Annotated in this window: 20 protein-coding genes; 5 read left to right on the forward strand and 15 right to left on the reverse strand. The window is 56.9% G+C overall.

Annotated elements, in window-relative coordinates; genetic code table 11:
• Positions 1 to 11: 11 nt before the first annotated feature.
• The 3 genes from ACR3E0_RS21350 to ACR3E0_RS21360 all read left to right on the forward strand — a co-directional run bounded on the left by ACR3E0_RS21350 (position 12) and on the right by ACR3E0_RS21360 (position 3,824).
• A complete protein-coding gene (locus ACR3E0_RS21350; RefSeq protein ID WP_480481511.1) occupies positions 12 to 575 on the forward strand; it encodes a TRAP transporter small permease in 564 nt (187 codons plus the stop codon).
• Between the two features lie 516 nt (positions 576 to 1,091).
• A complete protein-coding gene (locus ACR3E0_RS21355) occupies positions 1,092 to 2,675 on the forward strand; it encodes a trimethylamine methyltransferase family protein (protein WP_480481513.1) in 1,584 nt (527 codons plus the stop codon).
• Between the two features lie 42 nt (positions 2,676 to 2,717).
• Positions 2,718 to 3,824: a mandelate racemase/muconate lactonizing enzyme family protein gene (locus tag ACR3E0_RS21360; RefSeq protein WP_480481515.1), complete on the forward strand. Its 1,107-nt coding sequence runs from the start codon at positions 2,718 to 2,720 to the stop codon at positions 3,822 to 3,824.
• Positions 3,825 to 4,090: 266 nt separating this feature from the next.
• On the opposite strand, the gene ACR3E0_RS21365 is transcribed toward ACR3E0_RS21360, so the two are convergent.
• The 5 genes from ACR3E0_RS21365 to ACR3E0_RS21385 form a co-directional block, all read right to left on the reverse strand.
• Positions 4,091 to 5,050 (reverse strand): sugar phosphate isomerase/epimerase family protein, encoded by a 960-nt coding sequence (locus ACR3E0_RS21365; RefSeq protein WP_170431619.1) that lies wholly within the window; start codon positions 5,048 to 5,050, stop codon positions 4,091 to 4,093.
• A complete protein-coding gene (locus tag ACR3E0_RS21370) occupies positions 5,047 to 5,895 on the reverse strand; it encodes a hypothetical protein (RefSeq protein ID WP_480481517.1) in 849 nt (282 codons plus the stop codon). Before ACR3E0_RS21370 ends, ACR3E0_RS21365 begins: the two co-directional genes overlap by 4 nt.
• A complete protein-coding gene (locus ACR3E0_RS21375; RefSeq protein WP_480481519.1) occupies positions 5,892 to 6,893 on the reverse strand; it encodes an Ldh family oxidoreductase in 1,002 nt (333 codons plus the stop codon). The genes ACR3E0_RS21370 and ACR3E0_RS21375 overlap by 4 nt, the downstream gene beginning before the upstream one ends.
• Positions 6,890 to 7,879: a sterol desaturase family protein gene (locus ACR3E0_RS21380; protein WP_480481521.1), complete on the reverse strand. Its 990-nt coding sequence runs from the start codon at positions 7,877 to 7,879 to the stop codon at positions 6,890 to 6,892. The genes ACR3E0_RS21375 and ACR3E0_RS21380 overlap by 4 nt, the downstream gene beginning before the upstream one ends.
• A 137-nt stretch (positions 7,880 to 8,016) precedes the next feature.
• Entirely contained in the window at positions 8,017 to 9,660 is a 1,644-nt protein-coding gene (locus ACR3E0_RS21385; RefSeq protein WP_480481523.1) for an ABC transporter substrate-binding protein, read from the reverse strand.
• Positions 9,661 to 9,862: 202 nt separating this feature from the next.
• On the opposite strand from ACR3E0_RS21385, the gene ACR3E0_RS21390 reads away from it, so the two are divergent.
• The gene (locus ACR3E0_RS21390; protein ID WP_170431610.1) at positions 9,863 to 10,768 is read left to right on the forward strand and encodes a LysR family transcriptional regulator; all 906 of its coding nucleotides are present in this window, start codon (positions 9,863 to 9,865) and stop codon (positions 10,766 to 10,768) included.
• Between the two features lie 559 nt (positions 10,769 to 11,327).
• Here the strand turns inward: ACR3E0_RS21390 and ACR3E0_RS21395 are convergent.
• Genes ACR3E0_RS21395 through ACR3E0_RS21410 form a run of 4 tightly spaced genes read right to left on the reverse strand, consistent with a single transcriptional unit; the run spans position 11,328 to position 16,008 of the window.
• Entirely contained in the window at positions 11,328 to 12,827 is a 1,500-nt protein-coding gene (locus ACR3E0_RS21395) for a tripartite tricarboxylate transporter permease (protein ID WP_480481525.1), read from the reverse strand.
• A 12-nt stretch (positions 12,828 to 12,839) separates the two neighbouring features.
• Positions 12,840 to 13,376 (reverse strand): tripartite tricarboxylate transporter TctB family protein, encoded by a 537-nt coding sequence (locus tag ACR3E0_RS21400; RefSeq protein WP_480481527.1) that lies wholly within the window; start codon positions 13,374 to 13,376, stop codon positions 12,840 to 12,842.
• An 18-nt stretch (positions 13,377 to 13,394) separates the two neighbouring features.
• Positions 13,395 to 14,384 (reverse strand): Bug family tripartite tricarboxylate transporter substrate binding protein, encoded by a 990-nt coding sequence (locus tag ACR3E0_RS21405; RefSeq protein ID WP_480481529.1) that lies wholly within the window; start codon positions 14,382 to 14,384, stop codon positions 13,395 to 13,397.
• A gap of 31 nt (positions 14,385 to 14,415) precedes the next feature.
• Complete coding sequence (locus tag ACR3E0_RS21410; RefSeq protein ID WP_480481531.1) at positions 14,416 to 16,008, reverse strand: sulfatase; 1,593 nt, start codon at positions 16,006 to 16,008, stop codon at positions 14,416 to 14,418.
• 96 nt (positions 16,009 to 16,104) lie between these two features.
• Here ACR3E0_RS21410 and ACR3E0_RS21415 point away from each other — a divergent pair, with 96 nt between their 5' ends.
• Entirely contained in the window at positions 16,105 to 17,025 is a 921-nt protein-coding gene (locus ACR3E0_RS21415; protein WP_480481533.1) for a LysR family transcriptional regulator, read from the forward strand.
• Between the two features lie 187 nt (positions 17,026 to 17,212).
• On the opposite strand, the gene ACR3E0_RS21420 is transcribed toward ACR3E0_RS21415, so the two are convergent.
• The 6 genes from ACR3E0_RS21420 to ACR3E0_RS21445 all read right to left on the reverse strand — a co-directional run bounded on the left by ACR3E0_RS21420 (position 17,213) and on the right by ACR3E0_RS21445 (position 22,456).
• Positions 17,213 to 17,422, reverse strand: a complete 210-nt coding sequence (locus ACR3E0_RS21420; RefSeq protein ID WP_480481535.1) for a hypothetical protein — start codon at positions 17,420 to 17,422, stop codon at positions 17,213 to 17,215.
• Entirely contained in the window at positions 17,412 to 17,945 is a 534-nt protein-coding gene (locus ACR3E0_RS21425) for an adenylate/guanylate cyclase domain-containing protein (protein ID WP_480481537.1), read from the reverse strand. The genes ACR3E0_RS21420 and ACR3E0_RS21425 overlap by 11 nt, the downstream gene beginning before the upstream one ends.
• Before the next feature lie 376 nt (positions 17,946 to 18,321).
• On the reverse strand, positions 18,322 to 18,540 hold the full coding sequence (locus ACR3E0_RS21430; RefSeq protein ID WP_480481539.1) for a hypothetical protein: 219 nt from the start codon (positions 18,538 to 18,540) through the stop codon (positions 18,322 to 18,324).
• A 202-nt stretch (positions 18,541 to 18,742) separates the two neighbouring features.
• Complete coding sequence (locus ACR3E0_RS21435; protein WP_480481541.1) at positions 18,743 to 21,001, reverse strand: xanthine dehydrogenase family protein molybdopterin-binding subunit; 2,259 nt, start codon at positions 20,999 to 21,001, stop codon at positions 18,743 to 18,745.
• A 4-nt stretch (positions 21,002 to 21,005) separates the two neighbouring features.
• Complete coding sequence (locus ACR3E0_RS21440) at positions 21,006 to 21,470, reverse strand: (2Fe-2S)-binding protein (RefSeq protein WP_480481543.1); 465 nt, start codon at positions 21,468 to 21,470, stop codon at positions 21,006 to 21,008.
• Complete coding sequence (locus tag ACR3E0_RS21445; RefSeq protein ID WP_480481545.1) at positions 21,467 to 22,456, reverse strand: SDR family NAD(P)-dependent oxidoreductase; 990 nt, start codon at positions 22,454 to 22,456, stop codon at positions 21,467 to 21,469. Before ACR3E0_RS21445 ends, ACR3E0_RS21440 begins: the two co-directional genes overlap by 4 nt.
• Positions 22,457 to 22,595 lie beyond the last annotated feature (139 nt).

A 22,595-nucleotide genomic window follows, 5' to 3' on the forward strand; every position in this document is an offset into this window, starting at 1 on the left:
AGGAGCCACCGATGATTGCCGCCATCAAGTTCATCGACCAGGCCGTCAAGAAGACGCTGACGGTCTTCTGCGCGATCCTGCTCTTGGCGATGGTTGCCTTCACAGTCTACTCGGTCGTAATGCGCTATGTTTTCAAAGACCCACCCATCTGGGGAGACCTTCTGACGGTGCTGAGCAACATCTGGTTGGTCTTTTTCGCGCTGGCCCTGACCGTGCGTGACAAGGATCACATTGCACTCGATCTGATCTACAACTGGCTCCCCCCGAAAGCGGCGTTCTTCATTCAGCAGTTCTGGACGCTGGTGATCTTTGCCCTCGGTATGGTGATGATCATCTGGGGCATGGAGGCCGTGGCCACAATGGGCGGCAAATACTGGGAGATGTGGTATTTTGCCTGGGAAGACGGTGGGATGGTCTTCAAGCCCAACTACATGCCTAAAAAATACGCCATCGCTATCGTGCCGATCTCAGGCTTGCTTGTTTGCGTGGCTGCAATAGCCTCGATTATAGAGGACAGCCTGCGGCTGAAGGCGGGAACTTATAGGCAATCCCATGACCTAGAACCGGACAAATAGCAGCGCAAGTCAGAGCATCTCTTCCGCAAGCTTAGCGGACCTACATACTGAGCGCAGCATTCGGTAATATGGGCTCACTGCTGACCTCTGCCGCGCTTTGCTTCAAGGTCACTCCGCAGCCCCAATGAGACTTTGGTCACGGGTGTTGGGGTGACTGCAACGCGGGACATAGCACCATTTCGCTGCACAAACCCCAACGGCGGCAATCATCGCATCGCGAATACGGTGGAAAACGCCTTGGGCGGGAGGCTGATCTTCTCCATGGTCGCAAAGTAATCGGTTAGTGCGAAAAAAGCCGACATTCAAGTTGCGCGACATCCAGTCTCTCTTCTGCATGCTTGCGTGGCGGTTCCATGCTCGTCTTGCCAGCACCAAACTTGCATAACACTAAGGGCTCAAACGCCTCCCATTGTATGAGAGTGTCTCATATTTCTGACCATTCTTATTAATTTCCTTTGGAGGTCATGGAGATGTAGCCTCATCACCAGTACCGCGTCAAAATCAGGGTAGTTCGCAATGGATCGACAGGCACCAGCAAAACAGGGCCAACAGGAAGAGCTCCCTAGAGGGCGGCGGAAGCGAGGGCGATCCAATGCTGGTTCGGAAACTTCCGGCACAGCCGCTCGCAATTCGAACTATTGCGCTTTGAAAAATGGCCTCATCAGGCAACCCGCATTTTCCGAAAACCGGTTGGAGAGTTTGCACCGAACCGCCTTGCGGGTCCTCGACGAATTGGGAATTCGCGTTTTGCATGCTGAGGCTCGAAATAGGTTTGCAGCGGCGGGTGCGAACGTGGATGAAGCGACGGAGATCGTCCGAATTGATCGCGCATTGGTGGAACAGGCCCTCGCGTCAGCACCCAGCGAATTTACTCTGCATGGCGCCACGCCGGAAAAGGATGTCTCGCTGGGAGGAGACAGCGTTGTTTTCTGCCCAGTAATTGGTCCGCCCTATGTCTCCGATCTTGATCACGGCAGGCGCACAGGGACGCTGGAGGATACTCGGAACTTTATTAGGCTATCCGAACATTTTGATGTGATCCATGTACAAACCACCAACGTTGAATCCCAGGATATTCCCTCTCAATTTCGGCATTTGCATACTACTGAAAGTCAGCTGACGCTCAGCCGGAAGCCAGTTTTCATTTATTCTCGTGGCGCGCCACAGGTGCGTGACGCGCTCGAGATGGTAAGAATCGCGCGTGGCCTAAGTGGCGAACGGTTTCGGGCGAAGCCTTACTGCTACACGTCGATCAACACAAATTCCCCGCGTCAACTGGATGTGCCCATGTGTCAGGGCATCATCGACTTCGCGGAGGCGGGGCAGATGCTGATTATCACGCCTTTCACGCTGGCGGGTGCCATGGCGCCAGTTACGTTGCCCGGCGCGCTTGCCCTCCAGCATGCAGAGGCATTGGCGGGGATTACGCTTGCGCAGATTGTCCGGCCCGGTACGCCCGTGGTCTACGGTTCCTTCACCTCAAATGTCGATATGAAATCCGGGTCGCCAGCCTTCGGGACACCTGAGTTTGTGTCCGCCGCATTCGGGGCTGGCCAACTGGCGCGGCATATCGGCCTCCCCTGGCGTGGTTCTGCCGCAACTTCGTCGAATGCTACGGATGCGCAAGCCGTCTACGAAACTGCAATGTCCGCCTGGGGCACTCTGTTGGGAGGGGCAAATTTCATGATGCATTCGGCTGGCTGGCTGGAGGGCGGGCTCACTGCATCGATGGAGAAATTCGTCCTGGATGTGGAGCTGTTACAAATGTTCGGTGAGATCTTTCAAAGACAGCAACTTGACGATGCCGACACGGACTTTGAGGCGATAGCAAGCGTTGATCCCGGTGGGCACTTTTTTGGCAGCGATCACACTTTGTCACGCTACCGAACCGCATTTTACGAACCGCTTGTCTCAGATTGGAACAGCTTTGGCACCTGGACTGAGGCAGGCAGTAAATCTGCACCTCAACGTGCCAATGAGATCTGGAAACGCATTCTACGCGAGTTTGAACCTCCGCGCTTGGATGACGCGGTCGCCGAAGAGCTCAGGGGCTTTGTGGAGCGCCGCACGAGCGAGGGCGGTGCGCCGCCGGAATCTTGACTTCTCCGAAAACTCGGAAGCCCTAAAACGAGGCACTATCGTATGCGTATCAGCGAAATTCATGTCTTTCAAAAAGATCTGCCGATAAAAGGTGGCCCATACACTTGGTCAGGAAACTCTTTGCATTCGGTTGATTCCACTATCGTAAAGATGGTTTCCGACACAGGGCTGGTTGGTTGGGGAGAGGTCGCACCCGTTGGGCCAACTTATCAACCGCAACATGCACTTGGCGCACGCGCGGCGATTGCGGAAATGGGGCCAAATCTGATCGGGCAATCAATTCTTACGCCACTTCTCTTGCGTCGGCGGATGGACGGTCTTCTCAACGGTCACAACTACGCCAAGACGACAATCGATGTCGCGGCTATGGACATGCTGGCCCGGAACTATGGGGTTCGGGTCTGTGATCTGCTCGGTGGTGCGGCGGCCGAAGGGCTGCCCGCATATTATGCGAGCGGTCTAGGCGAGCCTGATGAGATCACACGACTGGCAAAAGAAAAAGTTGCACAAGGCTATCCAAGGTTTCAGATCAAGGTTGGGGGCCGGGACGTTGCCATTGACATTGCGGTCGTCCGAAAAGTTTGGGAGGCGGTTGGCAACAGGACACAAATTGTTGTCGATGCAAACCGCGGCCTGACGGCAAGCCAAACCTTGCGGTTGAGCTTGGCCTGCAAGGATATTCCATTCGTTCTAGAGCAGCCCTGCAGCACCATAGATGAGATCGCTTCTATTCGGGCACAGGTTGCTCACCCCATCTATCTCGACGAGAGTACGGAGAGCCCCAACGACGTCCTTCGGGCCATCGCAATGGGGATTTGCGACGGGTTTGGTCTCAAGTTGAGCCGTTTGGGTGGTCTGACTCCCTTTGCAACAGTGCGTGATATATGTGCGATGCGGTCTCTCCCGCATACCTGTGAAGACACCTGGGGTGGCGATATTGCTGCAGCTGCCTGTATTCACATCGCAGCAACCGTTGAGCCACGTCTGTTAGAGGCTGTCTGGACGGCAGGAAGCTACATTGAGCAACATTATGACCCTGAGAATGGCATTGCCATCGAGGGCGGTTACTTCGCGGTCCCCAAAGGGGTGGGACTTGGCATCACGCCCGACGAAAGCCTGTTCGGTGAGCCTGTTGCAAGCTTTGGCTAGAGTTTTGGCGCACATCCGTCAAGGTCTAGGTCGGGCCAGCGGGTGCCAATCTAGTCGACACCTTGGCACCAGTTCTGGTCGGATTTTGCTTGAAGGCTTCAAAGATTACACATGAGAAAATAGCGTGCCTGCGCTCCAATACATGTGCGATCGCATTTTTCACAAGTGAACGCGGCAGCAATGCTATTTTGCACCGAACACACGCTTAATCGGAACCATGCAGGACGGGCCGATTTGGCAATCACACTGTATGTCGACCACCGAATTCATCGGGAAACCCAATCTCCAGTTGCACCGAGGTTTCCCAGAATTTGCCGAAATGCTGTGTGACCTCGGTGCAGGGCGTCGCTCTCAAGTTCGACGAGCTTTTCGGGGCTGAACTCCGATTGCTGTAAAACGACGACAGCCGGGTCGAATGGAGGGTCGAGAAATGCAAATGTGCCCTCGCCCAAGTTTACCCCATCCAGCGCTGTGCGACCTTCTTGAATAGGCGCGCTATAAGCCCAGACGTTTTCGAAAGTGAACCGCCGCAATCCCTGATTCAGCAAACGGCGGGTCAGTTCGGTAAGAGGCAGGAACCCGTCCCCCACCGGGACACCCGCAACGGTGAGCTGGCCAGCGTCCTCAGGGCGTATCATCACATGGTCTTTGAAATGGATGGAGTGGACATGGGGCAGCACCGCTTCCAACGCTGCAATCGGGTCCTCGAGAACCATCTGCGAATTGCCGTAATCATAGAGGATTTTCAGATTGGGGTGGGTCACCCGCTCCACAATCTCTGCCAGTTCTGGCCCGGTGAAATCCTCGTGGTTTTCCAGCACGATGATCACGCCCAGTTCACCCGCCTCCTGCATCACCTCCGCCAGATCAGAAGCCGTGTTTTGCATCATCTCCCGCACCTCCCCGCCATGGCGGGTATAGGTGCGCAAGGACGTTGCCCCCATGCGGTGGGCCACCTTCAGCATCTCGGACATATTGCCCGGTGACGTGTCCGAAGTGTCGATCTCCAGGCTCATCCCATGGGCTGTCAGATAGGTGCGCAGCCGATCCATCCGCTCAGTCTCGCGACCGCCCAGATGACGGTAGCTGGTATCATTCAGCGAAAGGCTGATGCCCTGAAAGCCCATTGACCGCGCGAGATCCGAAAAGGCAACGGCGTCAAATCCGGGCTTGTGCGCGAAGTGATGCCAAAGGCTGAAACTGTGGATGGTGGTCTCAACGATCATGCAGGTTGCCTCATGTAATCCAGTTCTACGCCAAGCGCGCGGCGGTACCGGGCGCAAATTTCTGCGTCCGTCAATACTTCGGCCCGCCATGCGCAATAGCCCGCAAAGCGCCAGGCATAGGCCGGGCGCAGCAAGGCATATCGTTCAGCAAGATCCGGGCGGGCCAAGGCTTGCCAGAAGGCATCTACCTCTATGCTGGTCAAAGCCTCACGTTCCGCAAGGATCTGAAACGCAGGTGAGAGAAAGCTATAGATGTCCTCGCAGATATCACCAGCAGCAGGGCATTGCCAGTCGATCAGACGCAGCGCCGTTTTCGAGCCGACAAGGTTCACACCTATGTCCGTATGGATAAGGGACAGCTTTTCCAGTGCGGGTACCCCGGGCGCCGGCAGCGGTGCGGAAGCTGGCATGTGCTGGCAGCGTGCAAAAAACGCAGCCCCCTCGGCTATGATATCCGGGGATGTCAAAGGCACTTTGCGAAACCCGGAGGGATCGGCGGCTTCCTTGCGTAAAAGCAGCTCTGCGACGCTTGGCATATCCCCGTCCCACATGTCCCCTTCGACAAATTCGTAAACCAGCAGCGCGGCTTCAGGCCAATACCCAACCAAATCCGGAGCAACGTCCAGCCCAGCAAGGCGGCGCAAGGCCTCTGCTTCATCATCTGGCAAATTGGGAAAGAGGGTGCCTGTCATCGGCTCTGCAAACTCTTTGGCGACAAGGCGCACGCCAGGCGCATCGACACGCCAGACAGTGTTGAGATACCCTCCCTTGAGTTTCCGAAAACCCGTCCGGTTGCCTGCCAGACCTTGCTCACAAAGGAACCGTCGCAGTTCAGCCTCTGTCATGCGAAACCTTTCAGCGTCTCATAGAGTTCTACGTCAATCGGAATGCCCTGTTTTGCAAGGTGCTGCTTGTTCGCCTCGCGCCGCGCATTTGGCAGACGGGCGCCGTCCTGTTCGGTGATGGAGGCCACAAGCGCAGTGATCGTCTGATCAAAACTGCCGTCAGACAGTTTGCCCGGCTCAAAGGCCACAAAGAACTGGCCGTTATCGATCGGCTTGCCGTCATTGTCGGTGAATGACCCCTGATCCGGCCCCAGCTTGCCCCCGGCAAGGGCGGCGCACAGCACCTCAACCAACAGCCCGATGCTGAACCCTTTGACGCCGCCCGCGGGTGCCATCGATCCGTCAAGCCCGGCTCCGGCGTCGGTTGTGGGATCGCCATTCGCATCCAGCGCCCAGCCCAGGGGGATCGGTTCGCCTTCTTCGGCAGCACGTTTCACCGCGGTCCAGGCCACCTGCGTTGCCGATTGATCAACCAGAAAGGCTGTCCCGCCATTCGGAGCAGGCACTGCATAGGAAATGGGGTTGGTTCCGATGATCGGGGTCTTGCCGCCGACCGGCGCAACGGTAGGAACAGCATTGGTTGCACCGATGGCCAGAAGGCCTGCGCGCGCAAGATACCCGGTGTGAAATCCCAAGGTTGCAGCATTATAGGAATTATGAACGCCCATCGCCGCAACCCCATGCGCCTTGGCCGCCGGGATCAGATGCTTGAACCCGGCCTCAATCGCCGGATGGGCGAACCCGTGCTGCGCGTCCACGCGAAAGCTGGTGTCGGACAGCGCCTCGATCTGCGGGACGACCTTGCCATCCACCTTGCCGCTGCGCAGATGGGCGCAGTAATATTGCAGCCAGTAGAACCCGTGGCCCTCCAATCCGGACAGTTCGGTATCCAAAATGGCGTCAGTGAAATACCCTGCGTTCTCTAGCGCGGTGCCGCTGCCGGTCAACGCATTCCAGATCAACGCACGGGCGTCCTGGGGGAAGAGTAAAACGCTCATTTCGCATGCATCCTTCTTTTGCGGTCACGGATGACAGCCGTCATCTCTTCGGTTCCGTCGTGGTAACTGCCGAACCATTTATCGAGCGGGAATTCCGGGCTGCCATAGTTGCATTCGTAATAACGGTGGTGAAGCTGGTGAAAGAACCCGCCAATCAAAATGCGCGCCTTGTTCCTGGCAAACACAGCCTCGTATCCGGAATGACCAGTCGGTGCCCCCAACATCTGCCAGTGCAACAGGAACATCATGTGTACGGGATGGGCGGGCAGCACAAAAAAGACTAACAGACTGCTGAAGTAGAACAGGTGTTCAACCGGGTGCATCGACAAGCCGGACCAGGGGCCGACATTGACATTCCGGTGGTGCACCGAATGCACATGCCGGTACAGCGGCGGCCAGTGGATCAGGCGATGGATCAGATAGAAGTGGATCCCCTGCAGCAGGGTCAGCAAAGGGAAAAGCAAGACAAACCAAACCGGGTTTTCGGAAAAGGTAACTGGCGTCGTCCAGCCGGTGGCGTAGGCCCAACGTATGGCGATCTCAAAACCAGATGCAATCGGCACACCATAGACCAGCGTGTGAAACATGTTGTCCCATGTCTGGTATCCAAAGAGGAACAGCGCATTCTTGCGACCGGTGATCGGACGGGCATCAAAACGCAGCACGTCGCCCTGTACGTCAATTCCATAGAACCAGATATGCAGACCGCCAACCACCATAAGGACAGCAACCATGTTGCGCAGCAGAACCATTGTGGTCCAATCCCAACTGAGTGTTGCCTCCGCAGGCACAAAGGGCATCAGCCAGAATGCGATGACAAAGCTGTAGACCAGAAACAGCGCCCGGTCAGAGACCTGCAAGAAATTCTCAAAAAGCCAGCGCAGAACAGCCCATGGCTGGGGCGGCCAGTACCAGTAGGGCATGGATTGCAACGGTAGTTCTGGCGCGTGGTTCCAGGTCGAAGATTTTCGTTGATTTGTAGACATGGCTCAGCCTGCTTTCAAAGGGAATGCCCATGTTTCCTGGTTTCGGTGATGCACCGAGGGCACTGTTGCAAGCCGTCCGGTTCGACTTCGACCTAAAAACTCGGAAATGGGGCGGCCATTTGGCCGCCCTGTCCAAGTCAACTTTCGAGCCAGACGAGATCGAGGTGTTGCTCCCGCCCTTGCTGCATCTCGTAACCATGAACGCCCTCCCGGTAAGACCGGAAATACGACCGCCAGTAGGGCTGGATGATGGCACCGGACTCGCGCAGCAACGTTTCCAGCTCAGCCATGATCGTGCGTCGGGCATCAACATCCGGTGTCGCCAAAGCCTGGTCCAGAAGGGCATCGAACTCGGGATTCGAATGGGCGCTTTCGTTCCAGGGAACGCCTGACCGGTACGCGAGTGACAGCACCTGAACACCGAGTGGTCTCGGGTTCCAGTTTGTCGACGAGAAAGGATACTTAGCCCAGTCGTTCCAGAAGGTTGAGCCAGGCAATACCGTCCGCTTCACCTTGAGGCCGGCGTCGCGAAGTTGGGCCGCGACCGCGTCGGTGGTGTTCTTGATCCAGTCGACATCCACCGAGATGATTTCAAACTCATGCTCGGACTGACCTGCGTCTGCCAACAAGGCATTGGCCTGTTCTACATCGCGAACATGGGGTCCGATATCGGCATATTCCGGGTGCATCGAACCCACGTGGTGGTTCTCGGCAACGACTCCAGTGCCGTTGATGCCCAGTTCGAGCAGAATGCTGTTTTCAACAGCCAGCTGTGCAGCCCCCCGGACGCGAACATCATCATAAGGCGGTTGATCCGCATTCATCCTGATGACGATTGTCGCTGCGGTTGCGATGCTGGAATTCACAATTCCGATGTTTTCGAACGCGGGCAAGGAGTCCGGCGAGGTTTCGTGGTTTCCATCGACCTCTCCGGCATCGAAAGCAGCGACTTCCGACGCAAAATCTGTTCCGTAGTCAATCCACTCGATACCATCGAGCCAGAACTCACCGCGCCACCATGGTGTCTCCTTTCGGCGCACCTCAGCCTTTTGACTGACAGCGTACTCAACAAGTTCACAAGGCCCAGTGGTGATCGCAAGTGCCTCGAAAGGATCCGCGCTGCCTGAATAACTGCGATGCATTATAAGGGCAGGATAGTCCGCCATGCCGGCGACCAGCGAAATGTCAGCAGTGGGCAGGTTCACGCGGACCGTGTGGTCGTCAATTCTTTCTAGCGAACCATCGCGGACCTTTTTGGTTTCGGTGTCGACGAGCCCACCCATCCTGGCCGCCATCGAGTTTCCTTCTACGTCCGCCTCGCACCAGCGGGATATGTTGTGGATCACGTCGTCTGCATTGAATTCGTCGCCATTCGACCATTTGATGCCTTTGCGAACGTTGAGAGTGTAAGTCTTGGCATCGTCGCTCGTCTCCCAGCTTTCAAGTAGCCAGGGCTCGAAGGTGAAGTCACGGTTCCAGCGCACGAGGTACTCGTTGCACTGACGGGCGACATTGGCAACTTCGTCCCAGTCGAACGTACGCGGGTCCTTGAAACTTTTCACCGACATCGAAATCCGCATAACGCCGCCTTTTTGCGGGCTTTGCGCAAATGCCGGGGTTGCAGTAATTCCCCCGAGTGCCAAAGCCCCCGAAGCTGTCACCCCGAAAGCAGCCATGCTTGCCAGATACTCTCTGCGGCTGAGTTTACCCGCCCTGAAGCTGGCGGCTGTTGGTTCCGCAAGCGGATGCAATGATCTATCCGTCATCATGAAGTCTGTCATGTGTTCCTCCCAGGTTGCCATTCCAGGTGCCGATTACTCGCTTCGAAGGCGACAACACTTGATCTTTCCAAGGCGAGACTTCCGGTCTGGTGCAGTCGATATTTGGTTCGGGCGGCACCGCCCCAACATTGGGGAGCGTAGGTAATTGCTTTGTCTTAAAGAAATTAATAATATTCACCAAAAGTATGATGGAGATTAATTCATGGCGGTCTTGGATCTGCGGCATTATCGTGTGATCCGCACACTCCAAACACAACGTACAACTGTCGCTGCTGCGGAGGAGCTTGGCCTGACGCAATCCGCTGTCAGCCATCAGATTGCGGAGGCAGAGCGACGTCTGGGCCGACCTCTTACGAGACGAGTGGGTCGTAGGCTCGCCCTAAATACCGCGGGTGAGCTTCTGGCAGCCGCCGCTGAGTCAATCCTTCGTGAGGCGGAGTACGTTGAGCGCAATTTGTCAGCGGGTCCGGATGTTGATCGTACCGAGATCATGCGAATTGCCAACTATGCCTATAGCTCTTACAAATGGCTGCCCTGGTTCTTGAAGGAAGTGCAAGCAGAGTTTCCGAGCCTGTTATTCGAATTTGAAGCCAATACATCGAAACTGCCTGTCCGAAGCGTCGCCGACGGAGAAGTGGACATCGGAATCGAACCCGGGACTATCTCGTCGCCGTCCGTGCATGTGGAGCCACTTTTTGCAGACGAGCTTGTTGGTGTTTGCCACGTGAACCACAAGGTTGCTTCGAAGGACTATCTTGAGGCAGCCGATTTTCTGGATGATCCGTTCATCACCTATTCTTCGATTTTTGAAACTGGCATCGAGGAAGACTTGTTTTGGCGCCCGTCAGGAATGAGACCAAGAACGTTACTCAATGCCGGGCTGACCGATGCGGTTGTTGAACTTGTCAGGGCCGAATTCGGCCTGACCATTCTCAGCCGCACAACAATCACACCGTTTCTCAAGGATAAAGAACTGACCTGTCTAAAGCTCACGAAAAATGGCCTCCCTTTGCAATGGAATGCCCTATACCGGCTGGGAAGCCCCCGCGCCGATAGACTTGAATGGATTGTGGGAAATTTGCGGGAGTGGTGCCAACTGAGATTTTAGTCCTGCCGCCGGTCCTGCCTTTGTCGCTGGGCTAGACGAGAGCATTCGACATGACGAAGACTGGCGGCCACGATTGCAGTAAATAGGCATTTGCAGATCGCGACAAAATACCGGGGGGGGGCGATCAGCTGTAAGGTGTCCCACTTCGACCTCGCTCACAGCGATCAAATTGTGCTGTTGTGAGGAATGGCCGGTTCGGTGACACTGTTTCGCGGCGAGGCCGGGCCCAATGAATGACCGATAAGGACCTGTCATTGCCATTGCCTATGGCAGCAATTCGCGCTTCGCACCTGTTCATGCGAAGCGCAGCATTAGGTAGATTGGGCTCACAGCGGCCATCAAGGACAGCGCAGCAAGGCCCCCTAGCCATCAGCTTGAAGACTTCGAGTTCGGCCCATAGCCGACCTTGGATTACTTGACACTTTGCTGCGATGCGACCCGTAGATGTAGATACAAACATTCGCGGCGCATGAGCAATCAGTCTGCACCGAACGTTAAAGAACTATGAGAAACTGCTACATGCCCAAGAAAAAGGCAATTTGATTGGCGTTGGCGACGCCTACTCACGCAACGGCGACTGGCCCTTCGCGCCGCGTCGCCAGGGAAGGAAAGCAAGCACCAGAATGATGCACGCGATCAAAATCGTTGCTGAAATCGGACGCTCCAGGAAAATCCAATGACCATTATCCGAAATCAACATGGACCGGCGATAGCTGGCCTCGGCGATGGGGCCCAGGATCATCCCGATGACGATGGGTGCCAGAGGATATTCAAAGCGGCGCAGGACATAGCCCAAGACGCCAAAACCCAGCATTACCCAAAGGTCGAAGGTCGAATTCTGCAGCGCAAAAACACCAACAGCCGAGAGCAGAAGCACGATTGGAATGAGGTATTTCTTTTTGACTTTGAGGACAGATACGAAGACCGGGGTCAGCAGGATCCCGAGCACCAGCAAGAAGATATTGGCCGCGAGATAGGCAAAGATGACGCCGCCCGCGACACCGACATTCTGTTCAAAAAGCTCGGGCCCCGGAAAGAACCCCAAGAGGAACAGCGCACCCATCAGAACAGCGCTTGAGGCATCGCCGGGGATGCCGAGCGAAAGCGTCGGGATCAATGTGCCACCACAGCAGGCGTTGTTGGCAGATTCAGTGGCCACAACGCCGCCCTCTGCGCCTTTGCCGTAGTTCTCATCGGGGCGGGCCTGGGATTTGGCGACCGCATAAGCCGTAAAAGACGCGATCACCCCGCCCGCGCCAGGAAGTGCGCCAAAAAACGTACCGATGGCCGAGGAGCGAAAGAGATTGACCTTGTGCGAGAGGGCAAGGCGCACCGAGGCCAGTGAAACGCGGACATTCTGTACATTTGGCTTGGCGTTCAGCCCGCCCGCCTGCACCTGCATGAACATTTCCGAAAGGGCAAAGAGACCGACCACGACGGGCACGATGTGGAAGCCGTTGAGCAGGTTGTAGTTGTCAAAGGTGAAGCGATAGGCTTGACTGAAACTATCAGTCCCCATCGTCGAAAGCATCAGTCCAAACGCACCTGTCATCAGCCCCTTGATGGTGGATTCACGGGCGACAACAGCAATCGAGAGCAGCCCTAATAGCGCCAAGGCGGTGTATTCGGGCGGTGCAAATTTCAGCGCCATGGCGGACAGCAGCGGTGAGAAGACCAGCAGGATAAACCCCGCAAAGACGCCGCCGATGGCCGAAGCCGATACGGCCAACCCGATCGCGTCACCCGCGCGTCCATTGGCGGCCATGGGGTAACCGTCCAACAAGGTTGCCGCCGCAATCGGAGTACCGGGGATGCGCAGCAGAATGGCCGTGATCGCCCCTCCGCAGGAACCCCCGACAAAGATGGCGATCAGCATGCCCATACCGGGCACCGGCGGCAGGTAAAAGGCGACCGGCAGCATCAGGATAATGCCCATCAACGGCCCCAGGCCCGGCAGAACGCCGATGACCAACCCAGCCAGGCAACCCGCCGCCGTCAGCAGAACCGCCTGCGGGGTAAAAAACAGCCCCGCGCCTTGTGTGATCAGATCGCCCAGCATGCCCGACCTTTCCTAAAACACAGTTGGCAGGCCTAGGCGCCCAACCGGCATAACCACATTCAAAACGGTCGCAAACACGAAGCCGATGCCGAAGGTCGCAAGGCAGGCAGCGATGATCGCCATCCACCAGCGCGCACCGAGGGTCATCATCATCATCACCATCATGACAGGAGTCGCAGCGACATAACCCGCCCAGGGAAGGACCCAGAGGTACAGTACAAATACCGCCGCCGAGATCAGCGCACGCAGCGTCAAAATGCGGCCCGGCTCATCGGTGGCAAGGGGCTCGGCCATCGTCGCGGGGCGTCCCGCGACCATCCCGGCCAGAAGCCGCGCGGCTTCAAGGCTGCCCAAAATCACCAATCCCCATGCCACCATTCGGGGGAACATGGCAGCGTTGTCAAAGGGCCCACCGGTGTTGGCATCCTGCTCGACAAAGCTGGTCTGGAACTGCCAGAACGCAATCCCGGCCATGCCAAAGAAAAGGATGGCAACGACGGCCAACTCAGCCGAACTGCGGGCTCTGCTGGATATATTCCGTCGTGCCATCGGGGAGGACCTTTCTGCTTACTGTTCGTCGAGGATGCGCTGCATCGCGTCGATACCGCTTTGCAGCTGTTCCCCTACTGCACCCACGACCTCATCATATTGATCATAGGTGAAGCCTGTGGGCACGAAACCGGTATTCATTATCCGCTCCTGCACATCCGGGCGCGCAAGGGCCGCAGCCATAGCGTCACGCAGTTTACCGACGATCTCGGGCGGGGTGTCGGCATGCACCAGCCACCAGTTCCAACCCATTGGCGACAGGCCGGTCATACCCAGATCATAGCCCAGATCGCCAATCAGCGGCGCACCGTCATAGATTTCTGAGACAGAAGCTTGCTCGCTGAGCGCGGCAAGCGGGCGCAGATGCTCTTTGTTGGCCTTGTAAAAGGCTGGATTGGAGATCATGAAATCCAGAACGCCTGCGCGCAAATCGCGCACGCCTTGCTCCAGTTCGTCATAGGGAACCACACGACCGCTGAGTCCATTCACGTCAAAAACCCGCGCCAGTACCATGTGCGGCAGGTTTGTGGGCGAGCCCGTGGTGTAGCGCACCGAGCCGGGGTTTTCCTCCATCATGGTCAAGAGATCATTGAGAGTCTCAAAGCGATCATCATCCCGACGCACAACAATGGAAAACGCGTTGGCCGTCGCAGCGTGTAACGGGATGAAGTCATTATGGCTCCATTCGGCATTGCCCAGAAGCGGTTGCAGAACCAGCGGCGCGACATAGCCATCATAGATCGTGTAGCCATCGGCGGGCTTTGCATTGGCCGTCTCAAAGGCCCGTACACCGCCCGCGCCAGGGGTCGAGACGACCGGGATAGACACGCCCAATTCCTCGCCCATGGCATCCGCGATGATCTGGCTGACGGCCATCGCGCCGCCGGGGCCCCACGGGAAGATGTTTTCGATGTTGCGTTCAGGGTATTCGGCACTGGCCGCACCGGCTGTCAGGACCGCAAAGGCGAGCCCTCCGGCCCAGGCCCGGGCTGATGTTAAGATGGTCATGGTGTGATCCTCCCTTTTTTACATCTTTTGGCTACTGAGCCGCCGGTGTCGCCACCGGCGCGCGCGCAGCTCTTCGGTTTTGCAGTCCGAAATGCCGGAAAATTTCGGCCGGGGCGTCATGCGCGGCGAAATGATCCGATATCCGAGATTTCAGCAAAGTCTCAATCTCGGGGTTCTGAATTGGCGTGCTCTGGCCCGGATCAGCGCGCAAATCGTAAAGTGCGGTTTCGCAATCCATCAGGGTCTGGCCGTCCTGGCCGACCTGGCTGTTGGCAAAATCGAGCGGCACTTTCAGAAGCGGCACACCCTTGGTGAAATCAAAGGGCGGTGCCAGCGTGGCTGATTGCAGCTCGTGAATGTCAAAGGGTTTCATAAGGTGCGACGGCGCGAGGGTATAAAGGTTCAGCCCCTCCGCGCCGGGATCATCCGGATAGAGGAAATAGCTGAAACGCCCATCGGTGATTGAGATCGGCCCTGCAAACATGCCCAAGGCAACGGTTTCGTGCAGAGGCATTTCGCCCTCCAGCAGAGGCAATATCGATTGCGCGGTGACAGTTGGCGGGATGTCACAGCCATGCAGCTCCAAAAATGTCGGCATCAGGTCAGGCGTCTGCGTCAGGCTTTGCCGCCGCGCGCCTGACTCCGTCCGTCCTGGCACCCAGGCCATCAGCGGGATATGTGAGATTTCTTCGTAGTAGGGCATGCGGTTCTTGCCCCACCATTCGTGCTCGGAGAGCAGGAAGCCGTGATCGGTAGACAGGATAAGAGCCGTATCTCCCCAAAGGTCGTGAGCGTCGAAATAGTCCAGCAGCTTGCCGAAATACTCGTCACACATGGTAACCAGCGCCGCGTAATTGCCCCGGATCTCGGCGATTTCTTCGGCCGAGTTCGTGGCTTTTTCGTAATGCGGCCAATCCAGTATCTTGCCCGAGTAGCCGGTTTCATAGGCTTTCTTGAACCGCTCGGGCGCCATGAAAGGCTCATGCGGATCGAAACATTCCAGCTGCAGGAACCAGTCCCCTGCCGTCCGGTTCATGTCGAGGAAATCAAAGGCCGAGGCAAAACATTTGGCAGTTGGGAAATCCACCTCCTCCCGCATCTCTTCGCGATTGATCGCGGCGCGCGAGCGCTTCCACAAGACATTTTCGTGACTGAAGCGCGTCAGGGTCTCCGGCCCATTGTTCTCCAGCGGATAGTGGCGCTCATCGTGGATCTCACGGTACCGTTCCAGCGGCGGGGCCACCAATGCGCGGGCCGGATCATATTCCTGGCCCCGCACAAAGTCCCAGCTGTCAAAGGCATTTGCATAGCCTGCGCCACCATCCTCGAAGTAATGCAGATGGTCCGAGATGAGATGCGTATAGGTGCCCGCCCGACTAAGTATCTTGGGAAAGGACTCGTCGAAAGGTTCCAGTGGGCCCCATGACCGGTGCATAAAGTTGAGCCGACCGGTATGCATATCACGACGTGCGGGCATACACGGCAGGCTGCCGACATAATGCCCGTCGAAAGTTGTACCCTTGGCGGCAAAGCGATCGAAATTCGGTGTCGCGATTGCTGTACCACCATAGGCCCCAAGCGCGTGACGGTTCAGCGAGTCAAACAGAACAAAAACCGTGCGCATTCTCTGGCAATCCCCCCAATTTCGATTCTGTCATGATTGATCGCACCAAGGCATTCTGTAAAATTGAAAAAACGACTTCTGCAATAGAAAATTGGAATGTCTATGGATCGCAATCTCGAGGCTTTTCTGGCCGTTGCCCGTTCGCGCACATTGACGGAGGCAGCAGAGACCCTGAACCTCACGCAGCCAACCCTGACCAAGCGCATCGCCAACCTCGAAGCCAGCATGGGTGTCAGGCTCTTTGATCGGCACAGGCGCGGCATGAAGCTTACTGCGGCAGGCGCCAGCTTTCTTGACCGCGCTGCGCGGATCGAGCGTGAGTTTTCGCAGGCTAAGGAAGAGGTTCAGGCCCTCACCTCGGCAGGCATGCCGATTTTGCGCGTTGGTGCGGGCCCTCTGTTTCATCTGATCTACATCGCGCCGCTGTTTACGCAGCTCAGGCAGAGGTTTCCGCGTCTGCCTATTGAACTGGTCGCCGACACGAATATCCGAACGATCCCCAGATTGCTCAATCACGAGCTCGATTTGGTGATGGGCGTGATCGAAAGCAGCAGTGACACCTCACTGCTTGTGACCCATACCCTGACCGAGGTTGAGCATGGCATTGTCATGCCCCCGGGTCATCCCCTTGCCCAGAGCGATGCGGTGGATCCGTCCGATTTCAAAGCCACGTCCTGGGTCCTCTATACCGAAGATCCTGATACTGAGGATCTCATTTCATCACATTATCAGGATCGAGGACTGGCCCCGCCGGGATTTGATGTGCGGACAAACTCCTTTGCAACCGGCCTGCAGTTGGTCTTGCAGGGTGGGTTTGTGATGTCTGCGCCGCGCCAACTGAGATCCGTGATCGAAACGGCAGGCCTTGCGATCCGCCCCGTGCGTCACGGTATGCCCAAACGCAAGGCGGGCCTACACTATCGCGCAAGTTCGCGAAACACAGCCGCGATCCAATCTGTCCGGGAGATCATGCAAGGTCTGTTTGCACCAAAGCACCAGCCAACCTATCTAAAATAAAAAACATATGGCGGGACGGCCCATTCCTGCCATTCACCACCTAACTCTGGTTCTGCGGTCGCAGCCCGCGTAGCGGTCATTTGCGGCGCTGCCAAAATATTAGTTTGCTCAAACTCACAGTCTGCCGCGGTTCCAGGTTTTTCCGACTTAGTGTTTACAGAACCGGTTCAAAGCTGCCGCTGATGCCTCAGGTTGTGTGGTTCGGAAACGCTGTGGTATCGCGCAGCAATACGTGGTCAAATCCGGCCTCTGCAATGACCTGCTGGCGCACGGCATCCGTAGACAGAATCCGTGCCTCCAATTCTCGAGTCTTGGCCTCTACGCGGCTGGCCATGTTCACCTTCTCGCCAACCACCGCAAATTCGAGCTGTTCGTTCGTACCGGCATCACCAAGCATGCACAAGCCCTAGTGTAGGCCGATCCCGATCTTGATTTCCTTGTCGCCCCGCGCGGATCGGTCTCTCTTCCAGTCGCGGATTCTCCCGACCATGGCACAGGCGCAGGCCAGAGCATTTATTGCGTCTTTTGGTGATGTGGTCCGCGTGCCGAATGTCACCATCAAACAAATCGTCTTCTAGCAGCTTGTCCAACGTTCCACGATTGTTGAAGATCTCAGTCGCCATACGCCGGTGGAACGCGTGTAGAAGATTCAGTGTTTCAGAGGGATGTTTTACGTTGGCATAGGTGGTGAAACCAACGATGTCGGCAAAGAGGACCGTAACGTTCTGTTGCCTGCTTTCCTTGAAAGACTCGTCGTTCTTCGACAGCTCTTCGACGATGCCCGGCGAGAAATAGCGCGACAGATTGATGCGTTCAGGTTCCACAACTGTGCGCGTGAGCAATAGATCACTATACCGCCTGACCGTGATCGACAAAATGAACGCAACAGGGACAAACACGACAATTTCTTGCAACCGCATGTCCAGCCGCAATGAGTCTGGATCATGGCGTTTAAGACGTAGGGATAATCGAAAAGCACATGCCGAACGGTCGTTGCACTGGGATGTCCTAAAGACAGAAGCCGGACGAACAAGACCCCTGCTGTCCAAATAAGCGCCGCAAGACTCGCATATGTGCGCAAGGACCGCCGGGAATAGGCCAGCGTGCCAAGCGCTAGAAAGATGAACAGTGTGATATAGCCACCGAACCGGTGTTGTAGCTCGATCGGAATATCGGGATTGATCAACGGGTTGGGATGGACAATCACCCAAGTCAACGCAGCCAGTTAGGCAGTCATCAAAGACAACTCCAACAATTTTCGATGCGGCCGCACAAACCGCAATTGCGCCGGGCCGATCAGCGCAAGGCCAACTCGAAGGCCATCCAAAAGACGACTTCGGGCCGCAGATAGTGAGTTGAGAACAAAACAAGCATGACCCCGGTCGCGATGAACCTTGTGCGCACGGCGAGGTGCTTGCCGCGCTGCACATGCACGTCGAGCGCGGCTTGAGTCGTTGGTGTGGCAGAGGGCCGAGACATGCCATGTCGCAGGACGTCCGATGTCATTAGAGCCATTGCAAAATCCTTCGACGATGCACCTACGTGGTTTCGATGAATAGTCTTCGGTAACGCACTGGTAATTCTGAAAGCAATAAACGGGCCGGTCCCTATTGAGCTGGCCGCCTATGAACAGAGGCCGTTGGAAAAGCTTCGTCCAAGATCCTTGAACGCCGTAATTAGACCAGCCAAAGCCATATTCAGACCGACAATCATGTATTCACGACAATCGCGCCTCGTTGGAAAACGAAACGTGTTTGCCAAGCGGAAGCTCTCGGATGCGTTGCCCGGTCGCGGCAAAGATCGCATTGGCTAATGCGGCAGCTACGGGGGGTGTGCCGGGTTCGCCCGCGCCACCGATCTGGTGACCGCTGTTGATAATGTGCGTTTCGATCACCGGCGCGGCGGCCATGCGCAGCGCCTCGTAGTCGTGGAAGTTGCTCTGTTCGGCGGCGCCGTTGACGATCGTGATTTCGCCATACATCGCGGCGGTCAGACCATAGATGATGCCGGACTCGATCTGCGCCGTCACGCCATCGGGTGTAACTGCAAGGCCAGGGTCAATGGCGGCGACGAAGCGGTCTACCGAAACTTCGCCATCCACGGCGGTGACCTCGGCGACTTGCGCCACGATGGACCCAAAAGACTCTTTCAAGGCGATCCCGCGCGCGCGTCCCGCCCCCATCGGAGTACCCCACCCGGCCTCCTGCGCCGCCTTCTTGAGCGCTGCAAGATGACGCGGGTTATCGGCCAGAAGCGCGGCGCGATAGGCAAACGGATCGGCCCCCGCGGCGGCTGCGCATTCGTCAATAAAGCTCTCTATAAAGAACCCGTGCTGCGATTCATCGACGCTGCGCCATGCACCGGTCGGTACATGGCTAGGGCTGCGAAGGTAGCCAATGTCTTGGGCGGGTACACCATACGGGATCAAGGCCGCTTCGGGAGGTTCCAGCTTTTCGACGTAAGTGTTCTGCCAACCCCGCAAGGAGCCGTCATTCCCGATTGCTGCGCGGAACCTGCTGGTAGCTGCCGGTCTGTAGAAATCCTGGCGGACGTCTTCTTCGCGTGACCAGATTAACTGGACAGGCTTGCCAACGGCTTGCGCGACACGAACGGTCTGCAATGCCCAATCGGCCCGCGACTTTCGCCCGAAACCACCACCCATGAGCTGGTTGTGCAGCGTGACGTTTTCTTCGTCCAGATCGAGCGCCTCTGCCACCGCGCGCCGAAATCCAAGCGGGTTCTGGCAACCAATCCAGATATCGCAAACACCGTCCTTGACATGCGCAGTGGCATTCATCGGCTCCATGCAGGTGTGCGCCAGGAAGGGAACGCGGTATTCCGCGCCTATCACCTGTTCCGCTTCTGCAAGAGTCGCATCGATATCACCGGTTTCTCGATCGCTCTCTCGGCCATCACCATTCAAGATTGCCCTGTCGTGCCGGGCATAAATGCTCTCCATGTTGACGTCGTCATTTCCTCGGTTGTCCCACTCAATGTCCAGAACGTCGAGCGCTTGTTTCGCGGTCCAGTAACTGTCCGCGACCACCGCGACGGATTCGCCCGTTTCGGCATACCCGCCGATTCTTGCGTCATTTTCGCTTGGCGGCAGTCTGATGACGTCTATCACGCCGTCCATGGCGCGCGCCGCTTTGTCGTCAATCCGGCCGATACGCCCACCGTAGACGGGCGACCTTTGGGTCGTCGCATAGACCATATCGGGTAACCGGACATCCAGCGCGAATTTGGCGGTGCCGTCGACCTTGGAGGGGATGTCGCGACGCGGAACCGAGCGGCCGATGATCTTGAAATCTTTCGAATCCTTCAGCTCTGGCGTATAGGACGGCTTCATCTCTGCTGCGGCTGCCGCAAATTTCGAATAGGGCTCGCTCCGAGCGCTTGCGAGGTGGACGAGCATACTGTTTTCGGTCTCAATCTCCGAAACCGGAACGCCCCATGCATCAGCCGCGGCGCGCTTAAGCATCTCTTTCGTCGCCGCACCGGCCACGCGCATACCAAATTGACCGGTAGCCCGAATGCTCAGGCTACCGCCGGTGATCTGCATGTTCATGGAATTCGCCAGACGCATCATAACGCCATCAAAGCTGGGCACCACAAAAGCCGGCAGGTCCACCCCACTCAGGATAAGGCCGCGGCCCAGTGTATATGTGCTGTATTCCGCCACAGCAGGCGCTTCCTCAATGCGAACGCGCTTCCAGTCGGTATCCAGTTCTTCGGCAAGCATTTGAGTCAGTGCGGTTTGCGCGCCCTGACCCATTTCGCCATGCGGAACAATCGCGGTGACGACGTTGTCCTTGTCGATCTTGACGAAGGCATGCACCAGTGTTTCGCCATCGCCTGCCACAATATCCTGAAGGTCATCTGCGAGGTTTCCCGGTCGCACAGCGACACCAACCAGAATACCGCCGCCCGCAACGACACCTGCTGAAATGAAAGCACGTCGGGTCCACTTTTTCATTGTCTTATCCCTCCTGAGTGGCGGCGGACTTAATGGCTGCGCGGATGCGCCCATACATGCCGCACCGGCAGATGTTGCCCTCCATCGCGTCATTGATGTCGGTATCGGTGGGGTTTGGATTATCCTGAAGAAGGGCCGCGGCTGACATCAGTTGACCGGATTGGCAATAGCCGCATTGCGGCACCTGATGCTCAATCCACGCCGCTTGCAGAGGGTGCAAAGTATCTTCGGTCGGCGCCAGCCCCTCGATGGTGACGATCTCTGCCCCCTCAGCCATGCCCACGGGGGTGACGCAGGACCGCGTAGCAACCCCGTCGATCATGACCGTGCAGGCCCCGCATTGCGCGATGCCACAGCCAAACTTGGTGCCCGTCAGTTCCAATTGTTCGCGGATTACCCAGAGAAGTGGTTTTGCGGGGTCGACGTCCAGGGTGTGTCGAACGCCGTTAACGGTCAATGTTGCCGTCACTTTGACGGTGCTCCAGTGTTTCGAGCCGGTGTGGCTTGGATTTGAAAGGGTTGCGTGACCTCTTCACAGAAGTCGTACAACCGCTTGGAGTCTTCCATGTTTTCAGCGGCCTTCGCGGGCTGGGTCACCTGACAGTCGGCGTAGTAGGCGCCGTTTTCCAGGTCGCTACCCGGCATGACTGCGCAGAGCGTTTGGGTGCGGGCGCCTTCGTCAGGCGTTACAATGCGCTGTCCACGTCCGGTCAGCATGGCCGCCATGTATTTGACCATCAACCATGTCGACATGTGCCGCGAGAGGTTGGTTCTTACGACGCCGGGATGGACGGCACAGGTCTTTAGGTGCGGATGCTCGACGGCGAACTGTTTGGCCAATAGGATAGCACCCAGTTTCGACTGTTGATAGCGGTGCCAACTGTCGTAGGTGTCGGGATCCACGACCTTGACTGCATCAATATCGATACGCGGTGCTTTTGCGAGATCATGGTTACCGGGTGGATTGGCAATCAAAGAATGCCCACTGGACGACAACCAAACCTGCCGTTCGGTCCGATCCACCAGCAAACGGGCGAGCAGATGATGTCCGATGACGTTGGTGCCGAACTGGATTTCAAAGCCATCCCTGGTCCTACCCGGTGGCGTGTTCATGACTCCGGCGTTGTTGATGAGGCAGTCGATCCGATTGTAACGTAAGCGAAGGCTGCGCGCGAAAGCCGCGACCGATGCCAGATCATCAAGATCGACGACCTCGTCTGCATCCACCAAAGCGCTCGGCCACTCCTCCCCAACTTCAACTGCAAATCCTATTTGGCTCTCCTTGTTACGACCGGCCAGAACGATGGTTGCTCCTGTGGCGGCCAGCGCTGTGCTGGTGGCCGCCCCAAGACCCGAATATCCGCCCGTAACCACAAAGACTTTGCCAGCAAGGTCTAGGCCCGCGGCGGCTTCGGTCGCAGTGGCGGGCAGCGTTTGCTTCGGCGAGGGTTTCATCGAGCACCTTTGGGTAAGAAACAAGAATCAAAATTCTGATTATGTTTTGACATGAAGGATTGACTGTGTCAACAAACCGAATATGAATTCTGGTTCGGGAGACTTAAGTGACCAAAGACCGGTGGATTTCCGAACTGCA

The sequence above is a fragment of the Ruegeria sp. AJ12 genome, assembly GCF_056536245.1.